The 13,647-nt window shown below is 73.9% G+C and carries 15 protein-coding genes; 6 read left to right on the plus strand and 9 right to left on the minus strand.

Annotated features, from left to right (window positions below; translation table 11 throughout):
• Position 1: 1 nt before the first annotated feature.
• The 6 genes from ACIRD7_RS39105 to ACIRD7_RS39130 all read right to left on the minus strand — a co-directional run bounded on the left by ACIRD7_RS39105 (position 2) and on the right by ACIRD7_RS39130 (position 5,470).
• The gene (locus ACIRD7_RS39105) at positions 2 to 643 is read right to left on the minus strand and encodes a sigma-70 family RNA polymerase sigma factor (protein WP_403460761.1); all 642 of its coding nucleotides are present in this window, start codon (positions 641 to 643) and stop codon (positions 2 to 4) included.
• 225 nt (positions 644 to 868) lie between these two features.
• Positions 869 to 1,579: a hypothetical protein gene (locus tag ACIRD7_RS39110; RefSeq protein WP_403460763.1), complete on the minus strand. Its 711-nt coding sequence runs from the start codon at positions 1,577 to 1,579 to the stop codon at positions 869 to 871.
• A 159-nt stretch (positions 1,580 to 1,738) separates the two neighbouring features.
• Positions 1,739 to 2,305: a copper chaperone PCu(A)C gene (locus ACIRD7_RS39115; protein WP_403460764.1), complete on the minus strand. Its 567-nt coding sequence runs from the start codon at positions 2,303 to 2,305 to the stop codon at positions 1,739 to 1,741.
• Positions 2,302 to 4,584, minus strand: coding sequence for a heavy metal translocating P-type ATPase (locus tag ACIRD7_RS39120; RefSeq protein WP_403460766.1), 2,283 nt, complete (start codon positions 4,582 to 4,584; stop codon positions 2,302 to 2,304). The genes ACIRD7_RS39115 and ACIRD7_RS39120 overlap by 4 nt, the downstream gene beginning before the upstream one ends.
• Positions 4,584 to 4,790, minus strand: a complete 207-nt coding sequence (locus ACIRD7_RS39125) for a hypothetical protein (RefSeq protein WP_403460767.1) — start codon at positions 4,788 to 4,790, stop codon at positions 4,584 to 4,586. The genes ACIRD7_RS39120 and ACIRD7_RS39125 overlap by 1 nt, the downstream gene beginning before the upstream one ends.
• Positions 4,791 to 4,855: 65 nt before the next feature.
• Complete coding sequence (locus ACIRD7_RS39130) at positions 4,856 to 5,470, minus strand: DUF998 domain-containing protein (RefSeq protein WP_403460769.1); 615 nt, start codon at positions 5,468 to 5,470, stop codon at positions 4,856 to 4,858.
• Between the two features lie 222 nt (positions 5,471 to 5,692).
• On the opposite strand from ACIRD7_RS39130, the gene ACIRD7_RS39135 reads away from it, so the two are divergent.
• On the plus strand, positions 5,693 to 6,148 hold the full coding sequence (locus ACIRD7_RS39135) for a hypothetical protein (protein WP_403460770.1): 456 nt from the start codon (positions 5,693 to 5,695) through the stop codon (positions 6,146 to 6,148).
• Here ACIRD7_RS39135 and ACIRD7_RS39140 read toward each other — a convergent pair.
• Positions 6,138 to 6,515 carry a hypothetical protein gene (locus ACIRD7_RS39140; RefSeq protein WP_403460772.1) on the minus strand — a complete coding sequence of 126 codons (378 nt, stop codon included), beginning with the start codon at positions 6,513 to 6,515 and terminating at the stop codon, positions 6,138 to 6,140. The two genes, ACIRD7_RS39135 and ACIRD7_RS39140, sit on opposite strands and share 11 nt — an antisense overlap.
• A gap of 141 nt (positions 6,516 to 6,656) precedes the next feature.
• Between ACIRD7_RS39140 and ACIRD7_RS39145 the strand changes: the two genes are divergently transcribed.
• A complete protein-coding gene (locus tag ACIRD7_RS39145; protein ID WP_403460773.1) occupies positions 6,657 to 6,812 on the plus strand; it encodes a hypothetical protein in 156 nt (51 codons plus the stop codon).
• Positions 6,813 to 6,824: 12 nt separating this feature from the next.
• On the opposite strand, the gene ACIRD7_RS39150 is transcribed toward ACIRD7_RS39145, so the two are convergent.
• Positions 6,825 to 8,048: a PP2C family protein-serine/threonine phosphatase gene (locus ACIRD7_RS39150; protein WP_403460774.1), complete on the minus strand. Its 1,224-nt coding sequence runs from the start codon at positions 8,046 to 8,048 to the stop codon at positions 6,825 to 6,827.
• Between the two features lie 375 nt (positions 8,049 to 8,423).
• On the opposite strand from ACIRD7_RS39150, the gene ACIRD7_RS39155 reads away from it, so the two are divergent.
• Positions 8,424 to 8,975, plus strand: coding sequence for a hypothetical protein (locus tag ACIRD7_RS39155; protein WP_403460775.1), 552 nt, complete (start codon positions 8,424 to 8,426; stop codon positions 8,973 to 8,975).
• 28 nt (positions 8,976 to 9,003) lie between these two features.
• Positions 9,004 to 9,135: a hypothetical protein gene (locus ACIRD7_RS39160; protein ID WP_403460776.1), complete on the plus strand. Its 132-nt coding sequence runs from the start codon at positions 9,004 to 9,006 to the stop codon at positions 9,133 to 9,135.
• 170 nt (positions 9,136 to 9,305) lie between these two features.
• On the opposite strand, the gene ACIRD7_RS39165 is transcribed toward ACIRD7_RS39160, so the two are convergent.
• Positions 9,306 to 9,968, minus strand: coding sequence for an SDR family oxidoreductase (locus ACIRD7_RS39165; protein WP_403460777.1), 663 nt, complete (start codon positions 9,966 to 9,968; stop codon positions 9,306 to 9,308).
• 796 nt (positions 9,969 to 10,764) lie between these two features.
• On the opposite strand from ACIRD7_RS39165, the gene ACIRD7_RS39170 reads away from it, so the two are divergent.
• Together ACIRD7_RS39170 and ACIRD7_RS39175 are read left to right on the plus strand one after the other, a co-directional pair.
• Positions 10,765 to 13,299 (plus strand): SpoIIE family protein phosphatase, encoded by a 2,535-nt coding sequence (locus ACIRD7_RS39170; protein WP_403460778.1) that lies wholly within the window; start codon positions 10,765 to 10,767, stop codon positions 13,297 to 13,299.
• 113 nt (positions 13,300 to 13,412) lie between these two features.
• On the plus strand, positions 13,413 to 13,634 hold the full coding sequence (locus ACIRD7_RS39175; protein ID WP_403460829.1) for a hypothetical protein: 222 nt from the start codon (positions 13,413 to 13,415) through the stop codon (positions 13,632 to 13,634).
• Positions 13,635 to 13,647: the final 13 nt, after the last annotated feature.

The following is a 13,647-nucleotide window of genomic DNA, read 5'->3' on the forward strand; positions in this document are numbered from 1 at the left end:
GTCAGGCGGCCGCGGCTTCGACGTCCGCCTCCGCCTCGGCGAGCAGTTCGACGAGGGTCGCCCTGGCGCGGGCCACGCGGGAGCGGACCGTCCCGACGGGGCAGTCGCTCATCTCGGCGGCCTCCGCGTACGGAAGGCCCACCAGCTGGGTCAGGACGAACGCCTCACGGCGCTCGTCGGGCAGCGTGTCCAGCAGGTCGAGCAGCGCGATGCCGTCGTCGAAGCCGGGCAGGCCGGTCGGCTGGGCGCGCTCCGCCGTCAGCGTCCAGTCGTCGGTGTCGCACAGCCGGGGCCGGGCGGCGGCGTACCGGTGGCTGTCGATGACCGCGCGACGCGCGATGGACAGCAGCCATGCGCGCGCCGAGGAGCGGCCCTCGAACCGGTGCAGGCTGCCGAGCGCGCGCAGGAACGTGTCCTGCGCCAGGTCGTCGGCGGCCTGCGGATCGGCGGACAGATGCGCCACGTACCGCACGACGTCACGGTGCAGGGAGCGGACGAAACGGTCGGCGGCGTCCGGGTCGCCGCCGCCGGCGGCCAGCGCCCACGCGGTCGCCGACTCGTCGCCGGTGACCGCTTGCGCGGTGTCGTCCGCCATCGCGTGCCTCACGCGTTCCGCGCGTGAGGGCAGGACAGGAGTGATCACCTGAGTCCTTCTCGGGTAGACCGGACTCCGGTACGGCGGCGGACGCGGCGGCGTCACACCGGGCATCGAGGCTCGGGAACGCGCGACGTACCGGGCACGCCGTACCGGACAAGTCCGGGAAGCAAGGGACACGGCCGTACGACAGGTACGGCCGGGGGCCCGAGGGCACGGTCTGCGTCGACGACTCGACGTCCGCGGCCGTGCGGCCTCGGGGAACCGGCTGTCTCAGACGACAGCGGTCCCCGCCGGAGGCCCCCGAGAGGTGATCGTGTGGACGAGCGGAAGCAGCCGTGGCGCCCGGTCGGAGCGAGAGCGCCGAGGCCTGAGGCGCGGGCGGTGCGGCGGTACGGGCAGGGTGAGCGACAGCCGCAGCGGGGCGGCCAGCCAGCCCGCGACGGCCCGCAGGATCCGGAACGCGGCGCGCTCGCCGTGCGCCAGCCACAGGCCGCACAGCAGCGCGGCGAGGGTGTGCGCGGCAAGCATGCCGAGCGAGGACATGCCGGCCATGTCGTGGGCCATGCCTGTGGGTCCGGCATCCATATGGGCCGTGCCTGTGTGGCCGGCGCCCATGTGGGCCATGTCCATGTGTCCCGCGCCCATAGCCCCCATGGAACCCATGGAGTCCGTGGAACCCATGTGGGCGGACATGGTGTTGCCCGTGCCGTCGTGCCCGGTGGCCGCGGAGGACTGCGCGAACTCGAAGGCCGCGTGCAGGCCGCCCTGGGCGGCGACCACGACGGACACGACCAGCGCGAGCCCCCGTTCCCGGCCGGCCAGACACCAGCCCGCGGCGCCCGTGGCGAGCGCGCCGGCCGCGAGCGTCCACCACGGGACGGCCGCACCCGACATGAGCACGTGACCGAGGGCCGCGAGCAGCACACAGACGGACGCGAACACCGCGGCCCGTATCGTGCGCACACCCCACCCAGCAGTCATGACGGCCCTCATCCTCGCATCCTGGGCCCACTCGTCACGGGTGGGTACGCACAACACCCCTGTCCCGCACTCAAGCCCAGAAGAGTGATACAGGACACATCGACGTGAGGGAACCGGGCGCGCGCGCCAGCCGACTTCTAGGGGAGTGGGGTGATGCGCTCACCCACTCCCGCCGGGGCGGATCACGACCGCCTGCACCTCGATCCGCCCGGCCCGCTCGAAGTGCAGCGTGAAGGGCACATAGGTGCCCTCCTGCCACTCCGGCTCCGCCCGCAGCGTCACGTCCAGGCCGAACGGCGACATGGCGAGAGCGCCGCCGGCCGGGACGCGGGCCGAGTCCACCGTCTCCGCGGACGCCGCGGTCTCACCGATCATGCGGTGCCGGCTGAGTGCCAAGTCACCACCCACCGCGGACGAGGTCACCTTCAGCAGCCGGTCGTCCGCGCCGCCGGAGTTGCCGATCCGGAAGAACGCCGCGGTGTCGCGGACATCGCCGTAGGGCAGGAAGACCCGCCCGTCGCGGACCGTGATCCGCGCCGGGCTGCCCGCGTTGCCCGAAGTCACCCACGTGGTCAGACCGCCGAGGGCAAGACTGCAGGCGGCGATCGGAGCGAGTGCGGCGAGGAGTCCGTCGGTGACGCGGCGACGGGTCGGGCGCCAGGCGCGGGCGGCGGCCGCTTCGTCGTGCCGCCGGACCGCGGCCGGCTCGGCCGTGCTCGGGCTCATCGGGCGCTCCCCTTTTCCGTGTACCGGCGGCCCCCGGCGGGCGCCGGCTGCCAGGCCCGCAGCCGCAGGCTGTTGCCCACCACGAGCAACGAGCTCACCGACATGGCGACCGCGGCGACCATCGGGTTGAGCAGGCCGACCATGGCGAGCGGCACGGTCACCGCGTTGTAGCCGAAGGCCCACAGCAGGTTGGCGCGGATGGTGCCGAGGGTGCGCCGGGCGAGCCGTACGGCGTCCCCGAGCGCCTCGATGTCGCCGCGCACCAGGGTCACGTCGGCGGCGCCGATCGCGACGTCCGTGCCGCTGCCCATGGCGATGCCGAGGTCGGCGCCGGCCAGCGCGGCGGCGTCGTTGACGCCGTCGCCGACGACCGCGACCCGGCAGCCCCGCGCTCTCAGTTCCCGTACCAGGTCGGCCTTGTCCTCGGGGGTGCGGCGGGCGTGCACCTCCTCGATGCCGAGGGCGGACGCGACCGCCCGCGCCGGTGCCTCCCGGTCGCCGGTGGCGAGCACGGGGCGGACGCCGAGGCGCCGCAGCCGGTCCACGGCCCGGTAGCTGCCGGGGCGTACGACGTCCCCGATCTCGATCAGCGCCTGGGCCGTGCCGTCGACGCGTACGAGGACCGGGGTGTGCGCGGCGGCCTCCGCGGCCGGCAGGGCCTTGGCCAGCGCGGTGGGCAGTTCGTCGTCCGGCGCGAGGACCTCGACCAGATGGCCCTCGACCTGGCCCTGCACGCCCCGGCCCGGCTCCGCGTGGAAGTCCCGTACCTCGGGCAGCGGCGCCTGTTCGGGCAGGGTCCTGCGGGCGTGGGCGACGACGGCTCGGCCCAGCGGGTGCTCCGAACCCTGCTCCACGGCACCGGCCAGCCGCAGCACGGTTTCCTGGCCGAGCCCGTCGGGTACGGCCGTGACGCGGGCGACGCTCATGTGCCCGGAGGTGAGCGTGCCGGTCTTGTCCAGGACGACCGTGTCGATGTGCTGGAGTCCCTCCAGGGCCTGCGGTCCCCGGACGAGGACGCCGAGTTGGGCGCCGCGTCCGGTGGCGGCCATGAGGGCGGTCGGGGTGGCCAGGCCCAGCGCGCAGGGGCAGGCCACGACCAGGACGGCCACGCACGCGGTGATCGCCGCCTGCGGATCGGCCCCGGCCCCGAGCCAGAACCCGAGGACGGTGGCGGCCAGGGCCAGCACCACGGGTACGAACACCCCCGCCACGGCGTCGGCGAGCCGCTGGGCACGCGCCTTGCCGGCCTGGGCCTCGGTCACCAGGCGGGTGATCCGCGCGAGCCGGGTGTCCGCGCCCACGGCCGTCGCCCGCACCAGCAGCAGCCCGCCCGCGTTGACGGCGCCGCCCACCACGGCCGAGCCGGGGCCGACCTCGATCGGCTCGCTCTCGCCGGTGACGAGCGACAGGTCGACGGCCGAGTTGCCCTCCACCACCTCGCCGTCGGTGGCGACCCGCTCGCCGGGCCGTACGACGAAGGTCCGTCCGATCGTCAACTCCTCGACCGGGACGAGGCGTTCACGGCCGTCGTCCTCACGGACCGACACCTCCCGGACGGTGAGCCGGGCGAGGGACCGCAGGGCCGCCCCGGTGCCGTGCCGGGCCCGTGCCTCCAGCAGGCGGCCGGCCAGCACGAACAGCGGGACACCGACCGCCGCTTCGAGATAGACGTGGGCCACGCCGTCCGGCGCGGACGGCAGCAGGCTGAACGGCATCCGCATGCCGGGCTCCCCCGCGCCACCGAGGAACAGCGCGTACGCCGACCAGGAGAAGGAGGCCAGCACGCCCAGCGAGACCAGCGTGTCCATGGTGGCCGTGGAGTGCCGCAGCCCGCGCAGCGCCCGTACGTGGAACGGCCAGGCGCTCCAGACGGCGACCGGCGCGGCCAGCACGAAGCACAGCCACTGCCAGTTGCGGAACTGCCAGGCGGGCACCATCGACAGCACGAGCACCGGCACCGCGAGCAGTGCGGTCACCAGCAGCCTCGTGCGCTCCGGGCGGCCGTCCTCGGCGGCCTCGGCGTCGTGGCGCTCCCGTGCGCGCGGCGGCTCGGGCAGCGCGGCGGTGTATCCCGCCTGCTCGACGGTCTCGACGAGTTCCTCGGGGCGGACGTGCGGCGGATGGCTGACCCGGGCGCGCCCGGTGGCCAGGTTGACCGTCGCGGTGACGCCGTCCAGCTTCGCGAGCTTCTTCTCCACGCGCCGTACGCAGGCGGCGCAGGTCATCCCGCCGACGGTCAGGTCCGTGACCGTGATCGGGGGTGCGGGTTCGGTGGTCATCAGCCGCCGCTCCCGTGCCGCATGTTCCCCATCTCGCCGTTCTCCCCGGTGTCTGTGCCGCCGCCCTCACCGCCGGTTCCGGAGCGGTGCATACCGGGCGCGACGGGCCCGGCGGCCGCTCCGACGGCATACGACACCGTGAAGATCACGGCGAGGAGCAGCAGAAACCCGCAGAGGGCGGGCGGGACAAGTGGGGGTGTTCTCATCGACGGCCTCCAGACGCACGTACCGCTTCATGAGTCGGGCCCGGCACCCGGGGAGTTCCCGGGCCCTACGTGCCGTTCGGATCGGTCGACGGGTCGTCGCCGTAGCGATGGCGCAGGCAGGAGGCGACGACCACGAACGGCCACAGGGACTGAATGGCAGTCACAAGGCGTTCGGCGGCGCCCGCGGGGCCGTCCTGGTGCATCTCGAACAGGAACCAGGCGGCGCTGAGGAGCATCAGAACGGTCGCCGTGACGGACGGCGCGAGCCGCAGACCCCAGGGTGCGACGCCTCGTCGATCGGCGGCCAGGACCGGCCACAGGGCGAGGAAGGCGAAGCCGACCCCGGCGACCGCTCCGTGGCGCAGAGACCCACCGCTGCTCGGCGGCGGGATCATCGCCACCACGCAGGCCGTCACGCCCCCGGCGCCCAGCGCCACCCGCCCGGGGAGCGCGGCGGCGCGCAGCCCCAGGGCGGTGAGCAGGTGGCAGACGCCCAGGGCGGCCAGGGCCGCGGTCATCACCCAGAATCCCGCGGCGCCGTAGGACGCCAGGGCGCTGATCGTCTGTCTGGCCGGGTCGTAGGCGGGCCCTTCGAGCTGCGCCGCGATCGCCCAGCCCGCGATCAGGAAGACAGGCGCACATCCCGACGAGAGCAGGGCCCATCTAGGCACTAGTCGCATTAAACCACCGTAAAGCGCACGAAACAGATGACGCGTCAGCTACACACGGCGAGGCAGGCGGCAGGACCTCGCCGGAGCCGAACAGCCCTGCGAAGTGCGTACGAATCACCTGCAAACGCCAGGCCGCGCCACCCCTTCCGGCGCATAGAAATATCCACCAGCATGAGGGGCCCTGAACGGGCCGGAGCACAGATCGCTGGGGGTAGGGACATGCAGCGCGCCATGGGGAAGCAGGCCGTCGAGTGGCTCGCGGCGGCCGCGGCGGATCCTCGCTCGTGCAAACGGCAGTGGGACGGAGGCGCGGACGCGGTGCTGCTGGAGGCCGGCCGACTGTGGGACGTGCTGAGCGTCCCCGAGCATCTCGGCCTGAGGACCCTGGAGTTCCTCGATCGCGCGCGACGGCGGGCGTGCGGGCCGGTCCTGATGAACAGCGGCGCCCGGCGGGTCGGGTTCTTCATCCCGCCGGCCGCGGCCGGTGAGTGGTCCGGACGCGGAGTCCGCCATGTCGGCCGGGGGGCGTGGGTCGCCGTACCGCCGCCGTACCAGTCCGGTGGATGGCGGCTGGAGTGGCTGTGGCCGCCGGACGGTACCGGCGCCCTGTACGACCCGGACGTCGTGCGGCTGGCGCTGCGCGAGGCCGGTGGCGCGCTCGCCGCCCCGGCGCCGGTCAGTCGGTGAGCGGATCGGCGACGCCGACACGACCGCGGCTCGCGCTGCCCTCCCACACGAACATCGGCCCCGGCAGGCCCCGCGGCACGAGCACGGCCGGTACGGAGGCGGGCGCGGGCTCGGCGACGTACCGGTCCTCCGCCGGGGCGAGGCCGGCACACCGGCCGACCGCCCAGGAGGTCACCGCCTGGCCCTGGCTGTCGGCGGCCGCGACGCCGTCCCGGCGCCCTGGAACCGTACGGCCCTTGGCACGCCACTCGGCGACCAGCGCCGCGTAGATCGACGGCTGGCCCAGGACGCCGGCGGCCGGTACGACGTACGACGCGGGTGCGGCATCGCCTCCCAGGACGCGACGCACGGATTCACTGCTGTCCATGCCGGAGCAACGCCGAGGCGTGCGCCGGTGGTACGCCGACCGCCCCCGCTACCACCCGGTCGGGTGAGCCGGTCCCCCGGATGGAGTCATGCCGTGCCCGACCCACACCGCCCGCTCTCGAACCAGAGAGGATCCGCTCGCATGGACCGGAACGACAGTGAGGAAACCAACGACTGCCCGTGGTGCGAGGCCCTGCTGGAGGCGAGCCTGCCACCGACGGCGGAGCCGGCCGACCGGCCGGGACGACGACACGACCCCTATGTCTCGGGAGCCCAGTACGACGCCGACGACTGGTGAGCGGGCCGCGGCTCAAGGGTCCTGGCCGTCGCCGCGCGGCACGCGCTGGTGCAGTTGGGCGGCGAGTACGGCGACGTCGTCCTCCGCGTTCCGGGCGTCGAGCCGGGCGAGAACGGTGTCGAGGACGTCCTCGACGTCCGCGCCTGCCTGGAAGCCGACGCCGGCCAGCCGGTCCAGGGACTGGTCGATGTCCTCGCCGCGGTGCTCGACGAGCCCGTCGGTGAACAGCACCAGCGTCTGCGCCGGGTCGAGCCGGTAGGTAGCCGGCTCGTAGCCGCCGAGGCCCGTGCCGAGCGGCGGCCCGACCGGCACGGGCAGCAGTGAGGTGCGGCCCCGGCCGTCGATCACGGCCGGGGGCAGATGGCCGGCGCTGGCCAGGGTCACCTGGCCCCGGTCGGGGTCGACGCGGGCGATCAGGCAGGTGGCGGGCCGGCGCTCCGGCTCCGCGGAGGCGCTGTCGTCGAGCTGGCGCAGCACGCGGTGCGGCGGCAGGTCGGCGGAGGCGATGTAGCGCAGCGAGGAGCGGTACGCGGTCATGTCGACGGCGGCTTCGAGGCCGTGGCCCATCACGTCGCCGACGACGAGCAGGGTGCGGCCGAAGTGCAGACGGACGGTCTCGCACCAGTCGCCGCCCACGAGGGCGCTCTGCCCGACGGGCATGTAGCGGATGGCGACGTCCAGGTTCGGGTGCGGGCGGCCGGGCTCGGCGAGCAGGGCGCGCTGCAGGTTGCCGACGATCCCCCGGACCCGCTCGTGTTCCCGGCCGTGCCGGATGTGGGACGCGGCACGTTCGGCGAGGACTCCCAGCAGCTCGGATTCCGCCGGGGTGAACGGTCCGCGGTCGCGGGCGCAGACCAGCACGCCGTAGGTGCGTCCGCCGGTGCTCAGTGGAACGCACAGGGCCGGTCGGCCGCCGTCGGCGGAGACGTGGGCGATGGGGGTCGCGGCCTCCCCGAGCGTGCTCGTCTCCCGGGCGGCGGCGGTGGCCCACGCGACGCCGGGCAGCAGTGCCGGGTCGCCGCTGACCGCCTCGTACTCCGGCTCGGCCTCGGTGTCGAGGCGCAGCACCGCCGCCGCGCCGCCTACCTGCCGGACCGCCTCCCGGGTCAGCTCGGCGCGCGTGGCGTTCTCGTCCAGGGTGGTGCCGATCCTGGCCAGTGCGGTGCGCAGCGCTGCGAGCCGCGACGGTGCGGCCAGGTCCTGCTCGGGTACGCCGCCGGACGCGACGGGTCCCACCGTCGACGGCCTATGAAACGACTGGAACCAGCGCACCACACCAAACACCCTAAAACGGTGACAAACCTCCACAGGCGGCGCACGCAGTGCCCGGCGCCCCACATGTGCCCGCCAGGAGCGCCCCGCGCGGCCCGAGCACGGACGGCGTACGGCTGGTGACACCGCGGGCAGGAGCGGCGCCGGGCGCGCCCGGCGCCCGCCACCGGCTACGGCGTACAACGTCACCGAGGGGGCGCACGCCCTGCTACCTGCCCGTTTGGCGCGCGGGCGCTCGCCCCATACGGGGAATTGAGCTCCCGCCGTATGGCCGCGGCACCGGGCACCCGGTGCACTAAGGCGACAACCGGGCGTCAGCGCACCACAGGGAGGCTCTTTATGGCACTCACGGAGTGGACGAGGTCGATGGAGTGGCTGGCCGCGGCGTCGGAGGACCCCGGCGCCTGCAAGGAGGAGTGGCAGAACGGCAGCACGGGCATCGCGCTCCTGGAGGCCGGACGGTTCTGGGACGTGCTCGTCGTGCCGGAGGAGCTCGGGTTGCGGGTCGCCGACCTCCTGGAGGAGTTGCCGCTGCTCGACCCGGGCCCCTGCCTGCTGGACGCACGGCGCCGCCACGTGGGCTTCCTGCTGCCGCCGGAGCCGCAGACCGTGTGGATCGGCACCGGCATGCGTCTGCTCGGCGCCGGCACCTGGATCGCCGCCCCCGCCCCGCACTGCCGCTGGGGCGCCCTGCGCTGGCTGGTCCCGCCGGACGGCACCGGCACCCTGCACTTGCCGGAGGTCCTGGAAGTGGCCCTGCAGCGCTGCGCGGACGAGCTGTCCCGCCTCCAGGGGCGCTGCACGAACGCCACGCACAGCCCGACCACGCCGGCCGGCGGCCTCCAGCTGGTGCGTCAGTGCGCGGCGGCGGGGGAACGCGTAGGGCCCTGACGGAGGCCTGACGCGTACGGTCGGCGCGGTGGGCGTGCCCTTGCCTCAGCCCAGGAAGCTCAAGGGGGACGTCGGGGTGCTGTTCCGTTGCGGTCCGCTCGCCCGTCTCGTCCGCTCGCCCTCGGCCTGCGAGGGCGTGCGCGAGTACCAGGCGTCGTAATCAGGGGCTCCGGATTTCATGACGGGCCTTTCGGAGAAGGGCCGCACGTCGAGGAGGCCCCGGATGTCCCTCAGCTTGCGGAACACCGGGTCGGCCTCGCTGCGCTGGGCCTCTTGCCAGCGCCCGGTTGTGAGTCATTACCCGCACCCGGGCGAAGTCGGAGTGCGGCGTCAGCCGCCGGCCACGGCGCGCACCGCCTCCTCGACCGGGGTGGAGCCGCTGATCAGCTCGAGGATGCGCCCGGCGGTCCCGGGCTCGTGGAGCAGGGCGGCGAGCACCGCAGCCACGTCATCGCGCGGCACCCGGCCGCGGCCGGTGTGCTCGGCGAGCGTGACACGGCCGCTACCGGGGTCGTCGGTCAGCGTCCCCGGGCGCACAATCGTCCAGTCCAGTCCCGGACGGGAGGCGATGTCGGCGTCCGCCTCGCCCTTGGCCTTCAGGTAGGCGGCAAACACCGGGTCGGTGCCGGGCGGCGGCGGGCTGTCCACGCCCATCGCGGAGATCACCAGGAAGCGGCGCGTCCCGGCGCGCTCGGCCGCATCCGCGAGGAGGATGGCCGCGTTCCGGTCCACCGTCTGCTTGCGGGCCGCGCCGCTGCCCGGTCCGGCGCCCGCGGCGAACAGCGCCGCGTCGGCGCCGCCAAGGGGGCCGGCCACCTCGTCCACCGAGGCGTGCTCCAGGTCGCACACCACCGGTTCCGCACCGTCCGCGCGCAGGTCGTCGGCGTGGTCCGGGTTGCGAATCAACCCTGTGACGTTGTCGCCGCGCGCCGAGAGCACCCGGGTCAGCCGGCGCGCGATCTTTCCGTGTCCACCCGCGATCACAATGTGCATGGGGGTCATTCTTGCCACACGCGACCGCTCACGCCGGGCTGCGGGACTGCCGCGCAGGTCGGGTCCCGCGGTTGCCGCAAAGTCGGCCTGCGTGTGCACCGCGCTGGTGCGCGGGACCACCCGGCCACCGGGTCGCGCCGCAGGTGCTCGGGGATTCGCGATCGCGATTCTGTCGTCAGGAGCGCGCGAGCCGGGCCGCGAGATAGGGCGCGGTGGCGCTGCGGCGGGCCCTGGCCACCTTGGCCGGCGGGCCCGCCGCGACCACCCGTCCACCCGCGTCACCGCCGCCCGGCCCAAGGTCGATGACCCAGTCGGCGGTGCCGTCACCGGGCCCCGCTCACACGAGCACTCGCAGAAATCCCGGTCTTGCTGCGGACCGTCTTCGAACAGCCCGACGCCGACGCCGAGGCCGTCCAGGCCCAGATGTGGCACGTACTGGACGCTGTGGAGGCCAAGTCCCCAAAGCCGCAGCCCATTTGGGCACCGCCCAGCACAACGCCAGTTCAGTAAGCGTTCCTCGGTCCTTTCGGGCGGGTGCCGGGCCCTCAGAATCCGACTGCATCGCGCGAGCCGTGGCGGGCAGGTTCTCCGACCGGTCGATCCCGATCGGGTGGACCCCTGCTCTGGCCAGCCAGGCCGAAACGTAGGCGCTGACCGCTCGGTCCGTGGGCGCTGGACAGCCTCCCCGGCCCGGCACCCGGCACCCGTCCACGGGGAGCTGTGGACCGTCCTAAAATGGAACAAATTATCCACCGAGATCGAGGGCAACGTGTCGGCCAACGGTGTGGCATCGGACATGTACCCGTTCGGCGCCGCAGGTGTCGGCGAAGCGCCCGAGCGCGACGACGCGCTGGTCAGTGCCGTCGTCGGTGCCGTGGAGCTGACCGGAGCGCATACCGGAAGCGTGTTTCTGCTCTCCGGCGACCGCCGCTCGCTCGTAGTGGCCGCTTCGTGCGGGTCGCCGCCCTCCCTGCTCAGCGGGTGGCGCCGGATCCCGGTGAACAGCGGTCTGCCGGTGGCGGAGGCGTACCGCTCCGGGTGCATGGTCCATCTGGCCGACGCGGAGGAGACGATGCGGCGCTTCCCGCAGCTCTCGGTCGCCCTGCCCTACCCGTTCGGCTCTGCGTCGGTCCCCGTACGGGCGGGCGAGCGGACCTTCGGCACCATCGCCGTGGTGTGGACGGCCAGGCCGGACGGGACAGGGCTGTCGAGGACGCAGCGCCGGAAGCTGCGCTCCGCCGCCGACCGGCTGGGCACCACCCTCGCCGGGCTGCGGGCCCGCGGCGCGCTCGGTGAGTACGACGAACGGATGGCTCCGGTAGTGGTCCCGCTGCCATCCGCCCCGGTGATCCGGGTGGGTCTGTTCGACTGGAATCTCGACACCGGAGCCCTCACCGCCGACGACGAGCTGTGCGCGATCTTCGGAATGCCGCCCCGCGAGTTCGACGGACGGGCGGCCACCCTGGCGGCCATGATCGAGCCCGCGGATCTGCCCGGCTTCCGGTCCGCCGCCCGTGCCGCGGTCCAGGAACGCCACGTACTGGCACACTGCCTGCGCATCCGGGACGGCGGCGGAGGCCACCACACCGTCGAGCTGTGGGGCCGGGTGCCCGAGAGCCCTGACGACCTGGGGGCCTCGGCCCATCTGGTCGGCGCCGTACTCGATTCCGGGAGCCGCATGGCCGCCGTGGCGGCGATCGAGCGACTCGCGGACGGCTTCTTCGCGCTCTCGCCCGACGGACGCGTCGCCTACGCCAACCCCAGCCTGGAGAATCTGCTGCGGGTCCGCCAGGACCAGCTGCTCGGCCGACGCCCCTGGGACGTCCTGCCCTGGCTGGCCGATCCCGTGTACGAGGACCGCTACCGGGCCGCCCTGGTCTCCCAGCAACCGGTCTCCTTCCTGGTCCGCCGCCCGCCGGCCACATGGCTGGTCTTCTCCCTCCACCCGGGAGCTCAGGGCGTGACGGGGTGGGTGGCACCCCTGCGACAGCCCGTACCGGCCGACACCGGACCCGGGGCGACCCTCGCGGATAGGGGGCCGCCCGCCTCCTGGTCTCCTCCACCCGCGGCCCCGCGCGTGGGTTCCCTCTACCGGGTGCTCACGCTGGGCAGCGCGCTCACCGAGGCGGTCACCGCGCACGAGGTGTTCGAGGCCGTCGCCGAGCAGCTGCTGCCCGCTTTCGGCGGTCAGAAGCTGGCGATCGCCGTGGTGGAGGAGCGCCGCCTGCGCCTGCTCGATCAGCGGGGCTACTCGAGGCGCTTCCTCGCCCGGTTCGAAGGCACTCCGCTGCATGCCCGGCTGCCCGTGACGGACGCGCTGACCTCCGGGGCCCCGCTGTTCGTCGAGTCCCGTGAGGAGCTTCTCGAGACCTACCCCGGGATCATGGTCAGTCAGTCCAACTCCTGGGCGTTCCTGCCCTTGATCGCCTCGAACCGCCCTGTCGGCGTCTGCCTGCTCGGCTTCGACGAAGTCCACCGATTTCCCGACGAGGAGCGCGGAGTCCTCACCGCACTGGGCGGCCTGATCGCCCAGGCCCTGGAACGCGCCAGGCTCTACGACGCCGAATTCGCCCTCGCCCGCGGCCTGCAGAACGCCCTCCTGCCGCACCGGCTGCCCACACTGCCGGGCCTTGATGTCACCGGGCGCTATCTCCCGGGCACCCGAGGGATGGACATCGGCGGCGACTGGTACGACGTCATCCCCACCGGCGACGAGGTCGCGCTGATCGTCGGGGACGTCGAGGGGCACAACGTCGCCGCCGCGGCCGCCATGGGCCAGCTGCGCAGCGCGGTGCGGGCCTTCGCCACCGCCGGCCACCGGCCGGGCGACGTCGTCGCCAACACCAACCGGCTCCACATGGACCTCGACCCGGAGCTGCTCGCAAGCTGCTGCTACGCCCGCCTCCATCCTCGTTCGGGGGTCGTGCGCATCGTCCGTGCCGGCCACCCCCCGCCCTTGCTGCGCCTGCCCGACGGGCAGGCCGAAGTCCTGGATGTGCCCGGCGGCCCCCTGCTCGGTATCGACACGGCGGCACACTTTCCGGAGTCCGAGCTGCGCCTCGTACCCGGGTCGATCCTGGCCCTGTACACGGACGGACTGATCGAGAAGCGTCACTCGGACATCGATTCCGACGTCGACCGGCTCCGGGCGTCACTGGCCCGCACGGGCGGGGGCCGTCTGGAGGATCTGGCCGACGCGCTGCTGCGGGACGCCCGCCGGTCCGCCGACAGGGCGGACGACATCGCCCTCCTGCTCACCGAGTACGCCACGCCACCGCAGACGGCGACACAGCCGACGTCCGCACACGCCGGCTCCGGCCCGTCGCCATGAGGCAGCGGGCTCTCCGACGCCGCTGTCCCCTGCCCCAGATCCTCCGGTACGCCGCCTGGTAGCCCAATGGGTGCCCAGGTCCTGGCGCTGCCCCTGTTGAACTCGTCGACGGTCTGACACCGGCCGCCGCGGCCTCCCCGCTCGTCGCCGCGGACGCCCGCGGCGCGTGGACCGGACGGGTCAACACCGTCACCGCCCGCACGGACCGGGTGGACGTCGACGCGTTGCTCATCCGGCCCGACGGCTGTGTCGCCCGGGCCTTGCCCACCGGGCAGGACCTCGACGCCACCACGCTGGTGCGTGCGCTGGGCACATGGTTCGGCCAACCGGCCTGAGCAGCGCATTAAC

The organism is Streptomyces sp. NPDC093568 (assembly GCF_044764945.1).
Classification (GTDB): Bacteria; Actinomycetota; Actinomycetes; order Streptomycetales; family Streptomycetaceae; genus Streptomyces.

Excerpts from the sequence above, each read along its gene's own strand:
- ACIRD7_RS39110 (WP_403460763.1), bottom strand. The coding sequence starts at position 1,579 with ATGACTGCTGGGTGGGGTGTGCGCACGATACGGGCCGCGGTGTTCGCG.
- ACIRD7_RS39115 (WP_403460764.1), bottom strand. The coding sequence starts at position 2,305 with ATGAGCCCGAGCACGGCCGAGCCGGCCGCGGTCCGGCGGCACGACGAA.
- ACIRD7_RS39120 (WP_403460766.1), bottom strand. The coding sequence starts at position 4,584 with ATGACCACCGAACCCGCACCCCCGATCACGGTCACGGACCTGACCGTC.
- ACIRD7_RS39125 (WP_403460767.1), bottom strand. The coding sequence starts at position 4,790 with ATGAGAACACCCCCACTTGTCCCGCCCGCCCTCTGCGGGTTTCTGCTG.
- ACIRD7_RS39130 (WP_403460769.1), bottom strand. The coding sequence starts at position 5,470 with ATGCGACTAGTGCCTAGATGGGCCCTGCTCTCGTCGGGATGTGCGCCT.
- ACIRD7_RS39135 (WP_403460770.1), top strand. The coding sequence starts at position 5,693 with ATGGGGAAGCAGGCCGTCGAGTGGCTCGCGGCGGCCGCGGCGGATCCT.
- ACIRD7_RS39140 (WP_403460772.1), bottom strand. The coding sequence starts at position 6,515 with ATGGACAGCAGTGAATCCGTGCGTCGCGTCCTGGGAGGCGATGCCGCA.
- ACIRD7_RS39145 (WP_403460773.1), top strand. The coding sequence starts at position 6,657 with ATGGACCGGAACGACAGTGAGGAAACCAACGACTGCCCGTGGTGCGAG.
- ACIRD7_RS39155 (WP_403460775.1), top strand. The coding sequence starts at position 8,424 with ATGGCACTCACGGAGTGGACGAGGTCGATGGAGTGGCTGGCCGCGGCG.
- ACIRD7_RS39165 (WP_403460777.1), bottom strand. The coding sequence starts at position 9,968 with ATGCACATTGTGATCGCGGGTGGACACGGAAAGATCGCGCGCCGGCTG.
- ACIRD7_RS39170 (WP_403460778.1), top strand. The coding sequence starts at position 10,765 with ATGTACCCGTTCGGCGCCGCAGGTGTCGGCGAAGCGCCCGAGCGCGAC.